We start from the raw sequence: 15,301 nt of genomic DNA, 5'->3' as shown, positions 1-15,301 counted from the left end.
GTTTCTCAGCTCAGATGCGCGCGCCGGAAACGGCGCCCCAGGTCGTGCGCCAGCGCGTTTTCACGAAGATCAAGCCTACGAGACCGAGCAGCGCAAGGAAACCAAAGAAGCCGAAACCGACCATGAAGCCGCCGGTCGCTCCCTTGGAAAGGGCGAGAGTTTTGGCGAGGAAATAGCCGCCGAATCCGCCGGCGGCGCCAACAAGCCCGGTCATCGCGCCGATCTCCCGGCGGAAGCGCTGCGGCAGCAGCTGAAACACCGCGCCATTGCCCATGCCGAGAGACAGCACGCCGATGGAGAACAGCGCCACCGCCGCGAAAGCGACGGGCGGCAGCTGCAGCAGGCTCCATCCCGCGACGCCCTTCGCCGGCGCCGGTCCGGCCGGAAGGAAGGCGACGCCGAAATAGCAGGCGGAGACGATGACGAAGAGAAACGACAAAGTCTTCACCCCGCCGATGCGGTCCGCGATGTAGCCGCCAACCGGCCGGAAACCCGAACCGAAAGCGACGATCAGCGCGACCATCAATCCCGCGGCGACTCCCGTCGCGTGATATTGCGTCGTGAAATAGAGCGGAAGCGCCGAGGCGAGACCGACAAAGCCGCCGAAGGTGATGAAGTAGAAGAACATGAACCAGCGGCTGTCAGAGTCCGCGAGCATTTTGCCATAGCTGGAAAAATCGGTCTGCGTTTTGGCGCCAGGCGCGTCCTTGGCGGCGACGGAATAAATGACCAGCACCAGCACCATCAACGCCAGCAGAACGCCATAGACCATCCGCCAGCCGTAAGCCTCGGCGATCGATGGCGCAAAAAGCGTGTCGAGCACCACGCCCATATTGCCGGCGCCGGCGATGCCCATCACCAGACCCTGATATTGCGGCGGATACCAACGGCCGGCCTGCGGCAGAGCGACGGCGAAGGAGGCGCCGGCAAGCCCGAGCGAAAGACCAAACAGCGCGATCGCGATCGAACTCGTCAGGCCGAAGACGCAGACGAGAGAGACGGCGAACATCACGATGGTCTGCGCGACGATGCCCGTCATCTTCGGGCCGATCGCGTCGGCGAGAATACCAAGCGGAACGCGAAAGAACGCCCCGCCAAGCACCGGAATCGCGACCAGCGAGATTTTGTCCTCGACCGAGATCGGCATGTCCTTGGTGATGTAGATCATCAGCGGACCGAGCGAGACCCAGGCCATGAAACTGATGTCAAAATAAAGGAAGGCCGCAAACAGCGTGGGCCAGTGGCCAGCCTTCCTAAAGTCCGCGAGATTCATACTGTGCTCCTTCTTAAGTTTATGCGTGGTGTCCAGTCGTCGTCGCAGCCGTCGTCGAAGTCGTCGACGACGCGGCGGCGGGAGAGTCCTTGATGAGACGTTCGATTTCCGGCCGGCATGAGCCGCAATTGGAGCCTGCGCGGATGGCCTTGCCGATGTCGGCGGCCGAGCGGCAACCCTGCGCGATCGCGGCTTCGATTTTCTTCTGCCCGACGCTGAAGCAGGAACAGACGAGTGGTCCGTCATTAGCAGATGGCCGGTCTGACCGACCGGAGAGGAGCGATAGCCGCTCCGCGCCATCGAGCCGTTCGCGGGAGAAGAGTTCGAGCGCCAAGTCCCAAGACGGCGACAGCGGCGCGAGTGCCCAGATCAGCGCAGCGCGTTCGTCGACGAAAGCGGCGCCGGAGAAAAGGCTCGTCGTTTCGTCGATCAACTGGATAAGGTCTTCGCTGGGCGCGGCGGCGCGGACAAGCTCCGTCCAATCGTCGTCAGAGAGATCGCCGGCGGCGCGATAGCCGAAGCCATCGGCGACGGCGACCCTCGTCCACCACACGCCTCGCGGTAGAACCATCGGTTTACGGGAAAGGAAGAAGCCCTGACGGGCAAAGCGCGCCGGAGACATCGTGGCTGGCGTCGCCTTGGCTTCCGGCTGCCCTGAGTATGGATCGACAAAGGGAGCAACGAGCGCGCCGACGCGCGCATGCGCGGCGGTTTCATCGGTCCAATGGATCGGCGCGAAAATATGTCCGACCGGCTGACGGTCGGTGACGACCGCACGCAGCACACAGTCGCCATATGGCGTAACCACCCGAGCGAACCCGCCGTCTTCAATGCCAAAGCGATCGGCGTCCGACGCGCTCATCTCGACGAAGGGCTCGGCAAGATGTCGCGCGAGGCGGGGGCTCACGCCAGTGCGCGTCATGGTGTGCCATTGATCGCGGATGCGGCCGGTGTTGAGCCGAAGCGGGAAGTCCTCGGTTACCTTCGTCGCCAAACCGGGCTTCGCCGGCGCGATGAATTTCGCCCGTCGGTCCGGCCATAAATAATCGCCATTCGCGAACAGTCGCGCGCAGCCATTGCGCGCGCCCGCGTGGATCGGCCATTGCGTCGGCTCGAGCGCGTCAAATTCGGCGTCGCTCAGCCGCGCCAGTCCGCCGATATTGAACGCGCGCGCGCCGTTATTCTCGAAGGCCGACAGAGCGGCGTGTTCGCGAAAGACGTCGGCGACCGAGCGATAGTCGAATCCTTCAAATCCCATCCGTCGCGCGACGTCGGAGAAGATCGACCAATCGGGGCGGGTTTCGCCCGGCGTCGGCAGAAAAGCGCGCTGACGAGAAATACGCCGCTCGGAATTCGTCACCGTGCCGCCTTTCTCGCCCCAGGCCTGCGCCGGCAGCAACAGATGCGCGCCGCCGTTGATCGTGTCATTCGACATTACATTGTCGGAGACGATGAACAGGTCGAGCTTCGCGAGAGCGGCGCGCGCCGCATCGGCGTTGGGAAGCGACGCCGCCGGATTGGTTCCCACGACCCACAGCGCCTTGATGTCGCCGCGCGCGATGGCGTCGAACATCTGCACCGCTTTCAAACCTTCGCGCTTCGCCATGCGCGGCGCGTTCCAGAAGCGGCCGACGCGATCGACGCTGTCCGCGTCGAAGCCCATATGCGCGGCGAGGCTGTTCGCGAGTCCGCCGACTTCCCGTCCGCCCATCGCATTGGGTTGGCCGGTCAGCGAGAACGGCGAAGAACCGGGCTTGCCGACGCGGCCTGTCGCGAGATGGCAGTTGATGATTGCGTTGACTTTGTCGGTTCCCTGCGCCGACTGATTGACGCCCTGCGAAAAGGCGGTGACCGTGCGCGGCGTTTGCGCGAAGAGTTCGAAGAAAGCCGCAATATCGACCTCGCGCAGCTGCGTCGACATCGCCGTCGCTTCGATCGACGGCGCGACGTTCCGCGCGGCCGTCAGAGCGCTTTCGAAGCCGGTGGTGTATTGTCGAATATAGTCGGCGTCGAGCGCGCCGAACTTGTCGAGATAGACGAGCAGGCTGCAAAACAGCGCCTGATCCCCGCCCGGCGCGATCTGCAAGAACAGATCAGCGCTTTCCGCCGTCGCCGTGCGGCGCGTATCGATGACGACGAGCTTTGCGCCGCGTTCCTCCTTGTTGCGCATGATGCGCTGAAACAGAATCGGATGACACCAGGCGGCGTTCGAGCCGACGAGCACGATGAGATCGGCTTCGTCCAAATCTTCATAGCAGCCCGGCACCACATCGGCGCCGAAGGCGCGCTTGTGGCCGGCGACCGTTGACGCCATGCACAGACGAGAATTGGTGTCGACATTGGCGGAGCCGATGAAGCCCTTCATCAGCTTGTTGGCGACATAATAGTCTTCGGTCAGCAGCTGGCCGGAGAGATAGACCGCGACGGCGTCGGGGCCGTGTCGGTCGACGATGTCGCGAAGGCCCGCGGCGGCTTCATTGAGCGCCGCATCCCAGCTCACCCGCGCCAAGGCGCCGTCAGGCTGGCGGCGCATCGGATAGAGAAGCCGCCCGTCGAGCCCGAGCGTTTCCCCGAGCGCCGAGCCCTTGGAGCACAGCCGGCTGAAATTTGCAGGATGAGCGGGATCGCCGACGACATCCTTCGCGCTGGGCGAGGCGAGCACGCCGCAACCGACGCCGCAATAGGGACAGGTCGAACGCGTCGCGGTCGCTTGAATCGGCGGCGCGTCAGCCTGCGAGATTTCAGTCGGCGCTGACGCCAGGACTCCGTCGAGCATGCGCGGCCTCAATAGACATCCTGTTGATAGCGTCCGCTCTTTTTGAGCTGCGCGACAAAGGCGACCGCTTCATCTGCGCTGCGCGCGCCGAATTCGGCGACGACGTCGACAAGCGCGCGCTCAACGTCCTTGGCCATGCGCTGCGCGTCGCCGCAAACATAGAAATGCGCGCCTTGCGCAAGCCACGCCCATAATTCGCGGCCGGTTTGGCGCATGCGATCCTGCACATAGAATTTCTCCGCGCCGTCTCGCGACCAGGCGAGGGACAGGCGCGTGAGCAGACCGGTCGCCTTCATCGTTTCGAATTCGTCGGCGTAGAAGAAATCGCAGGCAGAGCGTTGATGGCCGAAGAACAGCCAGTTCTGGCCGCTCGCCTGCGTCGCCGCGCGCTCATGCAGAAAGGCGCGAAACGGCGCGACGCCGGTGCCCGGCCCGACCATGATGATCGGCGTCGCGGGATCCTCCGGCAGGCTGAAACCATGCGCCGGCTGCACGTAAACGGGAAGAGAGTCGCCAGACGCAATGCGCTCGGCGAGAAAGGTCGATGCGACGCCGAGTCGTTTGCGCTTTCCGATCACATAGCGGACGGCGTCGACGGTCAGCGACAGGCGCCCCGGCGACGCCTTTGGCGAAGACGAAATCGAGTAGAGTCGCGGCTGCAGCGGCTCCAGCGCTTCGACGAAGGCCTCGGGGTGCGGACGCGCGTTCGGAAACTTCTGCAGCACAGCGAGCACGTCGAGCGTTGCGGCGTCGCCGTCCGGATCTTCGCCCTGCGCGAGCAAACGCGCCTTCTCGCGCTGCGCGCCGCCGGTGATGAAGGAAATCAGCTCGAACAGCGCATCCGGCGCCGGAGACAGCGACACGTCGCTCAACAATATTTCGCGAAGAGTCTTTTCGCGCACCGGCGTTACATGCGAGGCGCCGAGCATCGCGATGATCTGGTCGACGAGGCCGAGATCGTTTTTGGGAAACACGCCGAAACTGTCGCCGACTTTGTAAGTCAGTTCGCTCGCGCCGATGTCGAATTCAATGTACCAAGTGTCTTTCTCCGAACCTTCCTGGTTGAGCCGGCGACGCGACAGAAAGGTCGCGCGGACCGGATTGTCGCGCGAGCGGCCGGGCGCCGAAGCGACGGCCGGCTCTAAAGCGGGAGCGGGTTCGGTCGGCGCAACGGCTGGGGCCGGCGCGACCTTGTCGAGCTCCGCCGCGAGCGCTTTCAGCGTCCGCGCGGTGTCCTTGCCGCCCGGCGCGCATAGATTGAGCCGCGTTTCCTTCTTGTCGACGAGCGCGTCCGCATAAGTTTCGCAATTATAGCCGCACTGGCCGCAGTCCTGCTGCGCCATGGCCGCCATCATGCGCCGACGCAGCGGTCGTCCCTGCGCGAGCTGCATGCGCGCATCGAGCGCGAGAGTCTGGTCATGCCATGGCGCTTCGCCGTCGTCGGCGTCGGCGGACGCGCCGGCGAGAACCGCGGCGTTGGCTTCCGGCGACAGCGGCGTAACCGAGCCATCGTCCGGCGTGGCGAAGCCGGCAAAGAAGCCGCTGAGCCAGGCGCGCTGCTCGGGCGTGAAAGGCGCGCTCGGCGGAATGAGATAGGGCGGGTTAGACATGTCGGTCACGCCGCGCTCTCCTCATTCACGACGCGACGCAGCGTCTCGATGTCGTGGCGCCGCGCAAACTCGACGAAGGTTTCATCCGCGCTCGCGCGGCTCTTGCGATAGGCGCGGAGAATTTTTGCCACCGCTTCCGGCGCTTCTTCCGCCTTCACATTCTGATGGAGTTCGGCGGCGATGCGAGCGTCTTCCGCAAATCCGCCGCCGACGAGGATGTGATAGCCCTCGACCGTGTCGCCCTCGTCATTGATCGGCACGCGCGCGGCGATCAGTCCGATGTCGCCGATATAATGCTGCGCGCATGAATGATGGCAGCCGGTGAGGTGAATATTGATCGGCGTGTCGATCGGCGCCGCGGCCTCGCAATGCGCCGCGATGTCTTCGGCGTGTCGCTTGGTGTCGGCGGCGGCGAATCGACAGCCGAAATTTCCCGTGCAGGCGACAAGCCCGGCGCGAATCGGCGAGGCCTGCGTCGAAAGGCCGAGCGCCTCAATCGCCACGACGGCCTCGGCGATATGTTCGTCGGCGACGCCGGTGATCAGCACATTCTGCCAGACCGTGAGGCGCAGCCCGCCGTCGCCGAATTGACGCGCGATCTCAGCGAGACCGCGCGTCTGCTCGAGGGTTAACCGACCGACCGGCAGGGAGACGCCGATCCAATTGAAGCCCGTCTGGTTCTGCCGGTGCACGCCGATATGCGCGGCGCGATCCTGTCGCGGACGCGCCTCGATCGCGTCGGCGTCGACGCGCAACAGCTTGCGGCCGAGCTCTTCTTCGACCGCCGCAAGAAATTTATCGAAGCCGAAGGCGTCGAGCACATATTTGAGGCGCGCCTTGGCGCGGTTGGTGCGGTCGCCATGACCGATGAAGACCCGCAGAACCTTGTCGGCGACGTCCACCGCTTCGTCGGGCGGCACGATGACGCCTGTATCGCGGGCGAAGTCCTTGTGGCCGGTGATGCCGCCAAGCGCGAGTCTGAAGTAAACGCCCGGCGCGACGCCGCGCCCATCCTTTACGACGACGGCCTGAAAGCCAATGTCATTGGTGTTTTCCAGCGCGCCGATCTGGCCTGCGCCGTCAAAGGCGATGTTGAATTTGCGCGGCAGGCCGTAAAGCGAGCGATCGTTCAGGATGTGATGATGCATGGCGCGCGCATAGGGGCGCGTATCGATCAACTCCTGCGGATCGACGCCCGCCGTCGGCGTTCCGGTGACGTTGCGAATATTGTCGGCTCCGGACCCCTTGCTCCACAGACCTAGGTCTTGAATCGCCTCGACGATGTTCACAGCGTTTTTCGGTTCGACCTCGCGGATCTGAATGTTGGCGCGCGTCGTCACATGCAGATAGCCGCCGCCGAAATTCTCGGCAAGATCGGCAAGGCCGGCGAACTGCCAATGATTAAGCGCGCCATTGGGGATGCGCAGCCGGCACATATAGGCGTTCTGGGCCGGCGCGACATAAAAGAGGCCATAGAAGCGCCAGCGAAAATTGTCGGCGGGCTTGGGCGGCGCATTCTCCTTTGCTTGCGCGACAAGCCGCGGCCAGGCGTCGAACGGATGTTCCTCGCGCTTCCATTTCTCCTGATCGTTCAGCTTGCCGCCTGCGGCGGTTACGCGATCCTGCGCCGAAATATGCGCCGCGTCCGGCCCCATTGGCTGCGCTCGCGCGGGCGAAGCCTTTTGTCCGCCGCGCGCCGAGGAGCCTGCGGCGAATCCTTCGAGATAGCGCTTTTGGTCGAGCGTGAAATCTGCGGACATTTCAGGCGGCCTTCTGAAGAGGCGCGCCAAACATCAACTCGTCGCGCATCGACGAAATATCCGCGCCGGAGCGGATGAGATCGAGAAAATCCGCCGCGCCGCTCGTATCTCCGATCAGGATCGCGCCCACGAGCCTGTCGTCGCGCACGACGAGCTTGCGACAAATTCCCATGCGCGGGTCCTTGCAGACGATGCGGCGCGTAGTTTCGTCGCCAAGGTAATCGCCGGCCGAAAACACGCGCACGCCAGAGACTTTGAGGTTGGTGGAGACGACGCTGCCGCGATAGGACGCGTCTTCTCCGGCAAGCCGCATGGCGAGAACCCGCCCCTGCTCATAGGCGGGCTCGACAAGGCCGTAACAGACGCCGCGATGTTCGGCGCATTCGCCAATGGCGAAAACGCCAGCTTCGCTCGTCTCAAGTCCGTCGTTGACGATCACGCCGCGCCCGACGTCAAGGCCCGTCTGTCGCGCGAGATCAGCGTTGGGCCGAATGCCGACGGCGAAGATCACCGCGTCGGCCGGCATCGTTCGACCGTCGGCGAACTCTATGCCTTCGACGCGGCCCGATCCGGTAATGCGCGCCGTATTGGCCTTGAGCAGCACGCGCACGCCTTTTTCTTCGACACGGCGGCGCAGGATTTCGGCGCCCGCCGCATCGAGCTGGCGCTCCATCAGCCGATCCATGACATGAACGAGAGTCACGTCGACGCCGCGCCGCGCCAGCCCATAGGCCGCCTCGAGTCCGAGAAGGCCGCCGCCGATAACGATCGTGCGCGCACCACTGCCCTCGAGCCGGGACAACGCCTCGACGTCGTGCACGTCGCGAAAGGTATGAACGCCCGGCAGATTGGCGCCTTCGATCGGCAGCCTTACTGCATGCGAGCCAGTCGCGAGCACGACTTTCGAATAGTCGACGCTGCTTCCATTATCGAGAACGACGCGCCGGGCGGCGGCGTCTATACGCACCGCCTTACAGCCGCTGAGCGCGGAAACGCCTGGGGCGCGCCACCACTGCCGCGGTTTGAGTTCGATATCGTCGACCGACAAATCTCCGGCGAGCACGGCGGACAACAGCACGCGGTTGTATGCGAGTCGCGGCTCGTCTCCGATCACCAGAATGGCATAGCGATCCGGCGCGCGGTTTATAAGCTCCTCGACGAAACGCGTCGCGGCCATGCCGGCGCCGACGACGACGAGCTTTTCGCGGCTGTTACAAAGATGCAAACCTGTCATGCGTCGACTCTGCTGAACGGCCGAACGGTCCGGTCACAAGTCGCTTCGCCTGGTTTGCGGGAAACGGGCAAGACGACCGAAGCGCGCGGCAAGTTGCGCAACCGCTTCTGTGACGGAGCCCAGCCTTGGGCTCGTTCCGGCGGACCGGCGGTCGTCGTTGACCGGTCGGTTAATTGCACGATTCGGGCCAGAAACGCCTAATCGGGTCTCTTGTTGAAAATGCAGGCGTTCCGCGGCTTCGACGGCGATCGGCGGCGCTGTCCGGCGCCGAATGCTTAGGCGCGAGGCGCCTAACGCGTGGCGCTTTTGAACAGCGGCTCGGCGCTTAGAGCCGCTGTCCGATCGTGAAGCCGGCGAGATAATCTCCATAGCTGCGGCCGTCGAAGGACGGTCCGGCAAAGGCCGCAATGTCGCGTCGATCATGCGAGCCGCCGATGGCGGCGTCGAATAGGTCCGGACGCAGGACGCTCTTCGCCCTGTCGGCCATTGCCGGGGAATAGCGCGTCTGCCGCCAGCGGAGCATTTGCGCATAGATCCACTCGGCCTGGCGCGGATCGGGCCGCATCGCGCTCTCTTCGCCAATGATGAGATAGTCCATTCTCTCTCGCGTCTCTCGACCATTGACGCGCAACCGGCCGGTCAGCACGCGCCGAATGAGCTCAGCGTCGACGCCGACATATTCCTGGCGCGAAAGAATATGCGAGACCTCCTCCAGATGTTGCAGCTCATCGACATAGGCGGCGCCTTTGTGGACGGCGCGGACCAGCGCCGCGACGAGATCGGGGTCGTCATCGGCCACGCTCTCGCGCAGCGCGAGAACCTTCTCGGGCGCATACTCGAATATCTCGCAGCCGAAATGCAGAATGATCCCGACGCCGGCGTCGACGGCGACGGAACTCCAGGGCGCGCCGACGCAAAATCCGTCGAGTTGGCCGCGCGCGAGATTTTCCACCATGTAGGGCGGCGGCAGAGCGATCAGGCGCAGGTCTTCATCCGGATCGACGCCGCCTTCCGCCATCCAGTAGCGCAACTGATAATTATGCATGGAAAACGGGAAGGTCATGCCGAAGGTCAAGGGCTCCCGCCCTTCGGCGCGGCGACGCGCCACGAGCGTCGCCAGCGCGCGCGCGGTTTCGCCAGGATGCGCGACCTGGCCTTGCGCAGCGAGTTCGGCGTGCAGCGCCGTCGACACCGCAATCGCATTGCCATTCGTCGCGAGATTGATCGGCGCCGCGAGCGGGACGCGCACGTGACCCAGTCCGAGAGTGGACGCGACCGCCATCGGCGCTAGAAGATGCGCCGCATCGAAGCGGCCGATGGCGAGCTTGTCTCTAATATTCGCCCAGGAGACCTCGCGAATTAGCTCGATATCGAGCCCTTCCGCCGCGGCGAAGCCTTTGTGCGCGGCAATCAGCAGGGCGGCGGCGTCGACAAGCGGGATGAAGCCGATTTTCACATGCGCCTTGCCGGTCATTTGAACATCTCCGCCGCGGTGATGACCGAACGCGCGATTTCGATGATTTTCTTGTTTTCGCGCATCGCCGCGCCGCGCAGCATCTTATAGGCGTCTTCCTCGGAAAGCTTCTTCGCCTTCATCAATATGCCTTTGGCGCGTTCGATCGTCTTGCGCTCCTCGAGGTCGGATTTGGCGCGCTCAAGATCGTCCTGAAGCTTGGAGAAGGCCTCGAAGCGCGAGATGCACAGATCGAGGATCGACTTGATGCGCTCCTTTTTCAACCCGTCGACGATATAGGCCGAGACGCCGGCGTCGACCGACGCTTGAATGGACGCCGTATCGCTTTGGTCGACGAACATGGCGATCGGCCGGCGCACGGCGCGGCTGACCTGAAACATCTGCTCGAGCGTATCGCGCGAGGGATTTTCAAGGTCGATCAGGATGACGTCGGGGTCGATGGCGTAGATCTGCTTGAGCAGATTATGCATTTCACCGATGCGCTCAACCTGCGTGAAACCGGCTTCACGCAGTCCTTCCTGCAGGATCAACGAGCGAATGGGACTTTCGTCGACGATGACGATTTTCAATTGGCGGTGTCCGGTGGGCGCATAAATGGGTCGTGCATGCCGGTCGCCGCACCGCCAGCTGTCAAACTCGCAATGCCCGCCCGGCGCGATCCACGCGGCTATCGCTTGTACCGCAACGATATCCCCGCCTGCCAGTTTTTCATAATCTGCGGACCGTTGAGGTTCTGATAGACGGGAAGGCCCGCTTCGCCGGCCAGCGTCCAGTTGTCGTAACCGATGAGCTTGCCGCTGATCGTCCCGCCGCCGAAGAGCTCCACCCGCTGTCCGCCGTAAAAGGCCGGGTTTGCAGGGACTGCCGGGCCGCGGATCTCAGGATCGAAGCCGCGAATGGGGCCCTGCGTCGAACCATTCACGCGAAAGGTGGTCGTTAGGCCGGGCGTCCATGTATAGCCCACCCACGCGTTCAATTCGTGCAGATCGCCCCAGCGGTAGCCTTGCGAAGGACTGAGGCCGAGCGGGAAGCGCAGGCGATAGTCGAGCAGGTAGTTCCAGGAATAGCCCAGCGAATTTGCGGCCAGCGGCAAGCGACCGCGATAGGCCAGACCCCAGGACCACGGTCCCAGATAGCCCGCATAAACAACGCCCGGCATGATGTCGAAGGTGCCCGTGCCGATTTGCATCCCATAGAAACCGCGGATGTTTTGGCGAACTCCGGTAGGCAGAAGGAAATTATTGAACGTCGCGGTGTTGCTGCCGGTCGGGAATGAAAATCCGAGATTGACCATGACGCGGTGGACGTCGTCATGATAGACGCGATAAACGCCGGACAAAGTGAAGTCGGCGAGACCTTCTGTTCCCGGGTAGCTCCTGCCGAGCGGCAGAATCCCGGACTTTCCCTTGAAGGTTAATGCTTCAAGGCTTTTCTCGGCTGTGCCGGCGGTGAGAACAGCCGCAAAATCGTCGGTCACGCCATAAACGAGCCCAAGTATCTGCGTTCTGAACGAAATATTCTGTGGGATGATCCGCACGGGCTGCTTGGGATTGAGGAAGAACGGCACGTTCGTAACGATGTATTCATTGGACACGGTTCGCGTGCCCATTTTTATTCCGGCCAGATTGCCGAAAACGGAGTTGATCGACACGACAAGTTTGCCGGCGCCAGGCACGGCGGCCCCGAATACGCCCATCGGAGCGGGCGGCGGCGCGGGCGGCGTCGGTGAGGCGTTTACCGGAGCAGCCAGAATCGGTGGCGGCGATGGCTGGGACTGGATCGAAGATGGACCCGCCGTCGCGCGTTTTCGTGGCGCGGCTTCGGCGTCGACCGGGATCAGCGCGACCGCCACTGCGATCGCCAACGCGTCACGCGCTCGCGACTGTTGGACCCTTGATCGTTGCGACTGTGCTCTCTTCATCGCGAACCTCGTCCAGGCCTCGCCTGTGTGCGCAGAAAAACAAAAAGCCGCTGCCCGAACGTCTGCGCGGCAGACGTTCGGGACAGCGGCGATGCTGGGGGCCCCTCTATGGACCGTGGCGTCGCGAACGACGCCTTCGCGAAGATGGATGCAATCCAGGCGCCACCTACAGCGAAGCTGTGTCGGGCGATCTCTCTCTTGAGGACAACGATAGATTTTGCGGGCATTTGCCAAAGCCAGCGGGCGTGTGCGCAACCATCACGAGCTGCCCTTCGCTGACGCGCGATGCTTAAGAGGCGGCAGCGTACGCCGAAAAAAAACGCATCGTGCCGCCGTCGACGACAATGCGCTTGAATTTTTCAGACGTGATGTTGCGCACGACACGGCAAGATTGGCCGAGGCGTTTGAGGCTGAGCGTTGGCCCGCGCGCCGGCGGGAGGCGCAGCCATGACCGCCCTCCGCCGTTCTTGCGCTTTCAGAAAGCGGCTCAGAGCAAATCAGAATCCCGCACGTATGATCAGCTTCACGTCGCCGTCGCAGATGGCTTGGCCGATAAGTCCGTGCGACTTGTCCCCGCCAGCGGGAATGTGTCCATTCCAGACACAGCCCTTTTTCCCGTCGCTGCGCTCCGACATCTCAATTGTATAGACTGAGTCTTTGGCGGAGCCAGCGATCGCGTAAGTGAGCAACTTGCCATTGTCCATCTGCAAATTCGCCGTGCCGGCAATCTTGCCGTCGGCGTCGGTGTTCACCGACCAAGTTCCCTGAGCGCCTTTGACGCCTGACACGCTTTCTTCGGTGACATTCCATTGTTGAGTCGTTGCTAAGGCCGGGCCGCCCATAGCTGCAAGCGCCGCAACAACCGGTAGTAAGAACTTGAACATCTGCGCCTCCCCTTTTGAAGCGATCGATTTCCAAAGGGAACTCCCCTGGTCAATCAAAGCTTATCTGGAGCCCGCGATCGCACGGTCAAACTCTCGCTTGTGGCCCGGCCAACCAACGCTTTGAAATCACTTCGCACCATTAAGCGCTTTAATGTCGAACGGCTTCAGCTCAGCGCTGTTCTTTAGAAACTCCGTGGCCTGAGCAATTTGGGTCACCGTCGCGGACGAAATCCCGGACATGCAGGCGCGCGCCGCGCAGCCCCGCGGAGGCGGCGGCGAAATCCGCCCTAAATGGATAAGAGCCCGGCGCTCGTCAGGCTTAGGGAAAGCGCATTGCCAAACAAATGGGAGGACGGTCGATGTTGTTTGCAGTCCACTATGAAATAACGCCCGAACATCGGGACGAGGCTCTCAAACGCTTTCAGAAATTCGGCGACGACGCGCCGAAGGGCACGAAAGTGGTCGCTAACTGGTTTTCCGTCACTCTATTGGAGGGCTGGACCATCATCCAAGGCGACGATGTCGCAGATCTCTGCAAGCTCTTCCTTCCCTGGACTAACCTGAACGTCAACCACATCACGCCGGTCATCGAAGGGGCCGCGGTGCACAAATTCATCGAAGCCAATAAGAAATGACTGGCGCGCTGCAAGCACAGCGCATGGCTGCGACAGGATTTGCCGTGTCAGGATTCGCGCAATGAAAAAACGGGGCGAAGGCATCGCTGCCGCCCCGATGAGCGCTTTTGCGAAAGCTCAAGGCAGCGCAGTGGGTCTGAACACGACACCGCTGATCCAAATTAGCCCCCAAGAACGCGACAGGCCGAATGCCCTAAATCAGAGTGTGGACGATCGCCATTGCATCTTCGGGCGAAGTCGCCACGTGAACCAGTCTTTCCGAGAGGCCTTTGAGAAACTCGCTTGCTCGCTTGTTTTCGGTTATCAAGACGACGTGCTTTTGCTCTTTCAACGCCAGAGCGATTTCAGAAAGCGTCCCGGCTTCAACGCCACACGCCACCGTCACGTCAGCCGTGAGCGCGTTGATGTAATTTCTCGCGCTGTTCAATCCGGTGACGACAACCAGGTCGGCGAAGGGACTGGCGTCGCTCTTGGATTTTGAGGGAAGAATTCCGATGGTTTGTCCGCCGGCTTCCTTAGCGCCCCTGAGACCCGCCTCCATAACGCCGGATGGTCGGGCCCCAGTTAAAACGACGTAGCCGGATTGCGCCGCCAATTTTCCAATCTCATAGGCGCATTTAAGATTGTGCTCGGTCGCCTTCTCCCCTGGACCCATGATGCCGAGGATTGACTTAGCCATTTTGAAGCTGTCGCTCGTTTTCCGTCAGCCGTCGCCAGGCTCCGCGAAACGCCGCAGGCGGGAGTCCTTGGGGGCGCAAATTTGCGTGGCCCGTCAAGAGTCGAATCCGCTCTTTGTATGGGACTGAATGTGGGGCTGACGAGCGGATCAATTCAGCAATCCCTGTGCATTCCCGTCCGAAGCCGTTGGAATTCGTTGCACGCTGGCAGACGATTTCCAATACGTCTAGCCTCCTCCACCCTGCTGACGCTTATCGTGATCCCGGCGATCTATGCGCTGGTCAAAGGCATAGGATTGCCCGTGACGGAACTCGAAAGCAGCCAAAAGATGCGGGCTGTGAAATCCGGGCCGCCGCCACACGCCGGCTTGAGCGCCTGATCTATTGTGCAGCAGCCGGAAGGCGGCTCGGCGCCAGGCCTTGCCACCATTTCGACAGTGATCCCCGGTCCTCTACTTTGCGATCACGCCCAGGGAGACGCGACGATTTTTCTTTCGTCCGTCTTCGGTGTCGTTGCTCGCGATAGGATGCGCCTCTCCATATCCTTTCGCCTCGACACGCGAACCGTCCGCCCCCATGCCTATCAGCTCCCGGCGTATGAACTCCGCGCGCGCCTGCGAAATTTTCTGGTTCGCCTTGGCGGCGCCAACGTCATCGGTAAACCCGCCAATTACGACGCGCGCCTGAGGATAGGCGGCGAGGATTTTGGCGATGTTGCGCAGCTGTTCTTGAGGGCCCGGTCGCGGCGACCTCCGGCCCGAGTCGAACACAACATGATCGAGGTCGAACCAGGTGATTTCCTTTGATTGAGCGGTTCGATTTTCGAGAAAGGCAAGCAATCTTGCCTCGACGTCGCTTTTGGACAACGTCATCTCGACGCGATTGGGAAGGACCTTCGCGACGCGTTCGCCAACAGCTCTATTCTTTTTTGCCGCCTCGACCTCGGGCTGTTTCATCGCTTCGTGAGGCGTCGCCTCTGTTTCGCTAGAAGCTGACGGAGGCTTTGCGGGCGGGGGCATTGCCGCCTGAGGCGCTGGAATGGTCTCAAGGCTCTCGG

12 protein-coding genes are annotated in these 15,301 nt (G+C 62.5%); 1 reads left to right on the top strand and 11 read right to left on the bottom strand.

All coding sequences use genetic code 11. The features are described 5' to 3' along the window. Window positions 1–10: 10 nt before the first annotated feature. The 9 genes from AB7I51_RS08580 to AB7I51_RS08540 form a co-directional block, all read right to left on the bottom strand. Window positions 11–1,273 (bottom strand): MFS transporter, encoded by a 1,263-nt coding sequence (locus AB7I51_RS08580; protein WP_428404676.1) that lies wholly within the window; start codon window positions 1,271–1,273, stop codon window positions 11–13. A gap of 19 nt (window positions 1,274–1,292) precedes the next feature. After that, window positions 1,293–4,049 (bottom strand): molybdopterin-dependent oxidoreductase, encoded by a 2,757-nt coding sequence (locus AB7I51_RS08575; protein WP_428404675.1) that lies wholly within the window; start codon window positions 4,047–4,049, stop codon window positions 1,293–1,295. Window positions 4,050–4,057: 8 nt separating this feature from the next. Next, window positions 4,058–5,659 carry a sulfite reductase subunit alpha gene (locus AB7I51_RS08570; RefSeq protein WP_428404690.1) on the bottom strand — a complete coding sequence of 534 codons (1,602 nt, stop codon included), beginning with the start codon at window positions 5,657–5,659 and terminating at the stop codon, window positions 4,058–4,060. A gap of 5 nt (window positions 5,660–5,664) precedes the next feature. Beyond that, window positions 5,665–7,419: a NirA family protein gene (locus tag AB7I51_RS08565; protein ID WP_428404674.1), complete on the bottom strand. Its 1,755-nt coding sequence runs from the start codon at window positions 7,417–7,419 to the stop codon at window positions 5,665–5,667. Window position 7,420: 1 nt separating this feature from the next. Next, window positions 7,421–8,653, bottom strand: a complete 1,233-nt coding sequence (locus AB7I51_RS08560) for an NAD(P)/FAD-dependent oxidoreductase (protein WP_428404673.1) — start codon at window positions 8,651–8,653, stop codon at window positions 7,421–7,423. A gap of 325 nt (window positions 8,654–8,978) precedes the next feature. Further along, window positions 8,979–10,127 carry a CmpA/NrtA family ABC transporter substrate-binding protein gene (locus tag AB7I51_RS08555; protein WP_428404672.1) on the bottom strand — a complete coding sequence of 383 codons (1,149 nt, stop codon included), beginning with the start codon at window positions 10,125–10,127 and terminating at the stop codon, window positions 8,979–8,981. Beyond that, complete coding sequence (locus AB7I51_RS08550) at window positions 10,124–10,696, bottom strand: ANTAR domain-containing response regulator (RefSeq protein WP_428404671.1); 573 nt, start codon at window positions 10,694–10,696, stop codon at window positions 10,124–10,126. Before AB7I51_RS08550 ends, AB7I51_RS08555 begins: the two co-directional genes overlap by 4 nt. A 98-nt stretch (window positions 10,697–10,794) precedes the next feature. After that, window positions 10,795–11,979, bottom strand: coding sequence for an alpha-amylase (locus AB7I51_RS08545; protein WP_428404670.1), 1,185 nt, complete (start codon window positions 11,977–11,979; stop codon window positions 10,795–10,797). 566 nt (window positions 11,980–12,545) lie between these two features. Then, window positions 12,546–12,989 (bottom strand): hypothetical protein, encoded by a 444-nt coding sequence (locus tag AB7I51_RS08540; RefSeq protein WP_428406181.1) that lies wholly within the window; start codon window positions 12,987–12,989, stop codon window positions 12,546–12,548. A gap of 302 nt (window positions 12,990–13,291) precedes the next feature. Here AB7I51_RS08540 and AB7I51_RS08535 point away from each other — a divergent pair, with 302 nt between their 5' ends. Further along, complete coding sequence (locus AB7I51_RS08535) at window positions 13,292–13,567, top strand: DUF3303 domain-containing protein (protein ID WP_428404668.1); 276 nt, start codon at window positions 13,292–13,294, stop codon at window positions 13,565–13,567. Between the two features lie 193 nt (window positions 13,568–13,760). Here AB7I51_RS08535 and AB7I51_RS08530 read toward each other — a convergent pair whose 3' ends face one another. Further along, on the bottom strand, window positions 13,761–14,246 hold the full coding sequence (locus AB7I51_RS08530) for a TIGR00725 family protein (RefSeq protein ID WP_428406180.1): 486 nt from the start codon (window positions 14,244–14,246) through the stop codon (window positions 13,761–13,763). Between the two features lie 450 nt (window positions 14,247–14,696). Further along, the coding region (locus AB7I51_RS08525) for an OmpA family protein (protein WP_428404667.1) at window positions 14,697–15,301 on the bottom strand (605 nt) is incomplete at its 5' end.

Source organism: Methylocystis sp., from assembly GCF_050246715.1.
GTDB lineage: Bacteria > Pseudomonadota > Alphaproteobacteria > Rhizobiales > Beijerinckiaceae > Methylocystis.
The sequence above is the reverse complement of the archived record's forward strand: the minus strand, read 5'-3'. Positions and strand labels throughout refer to the sequence as shown.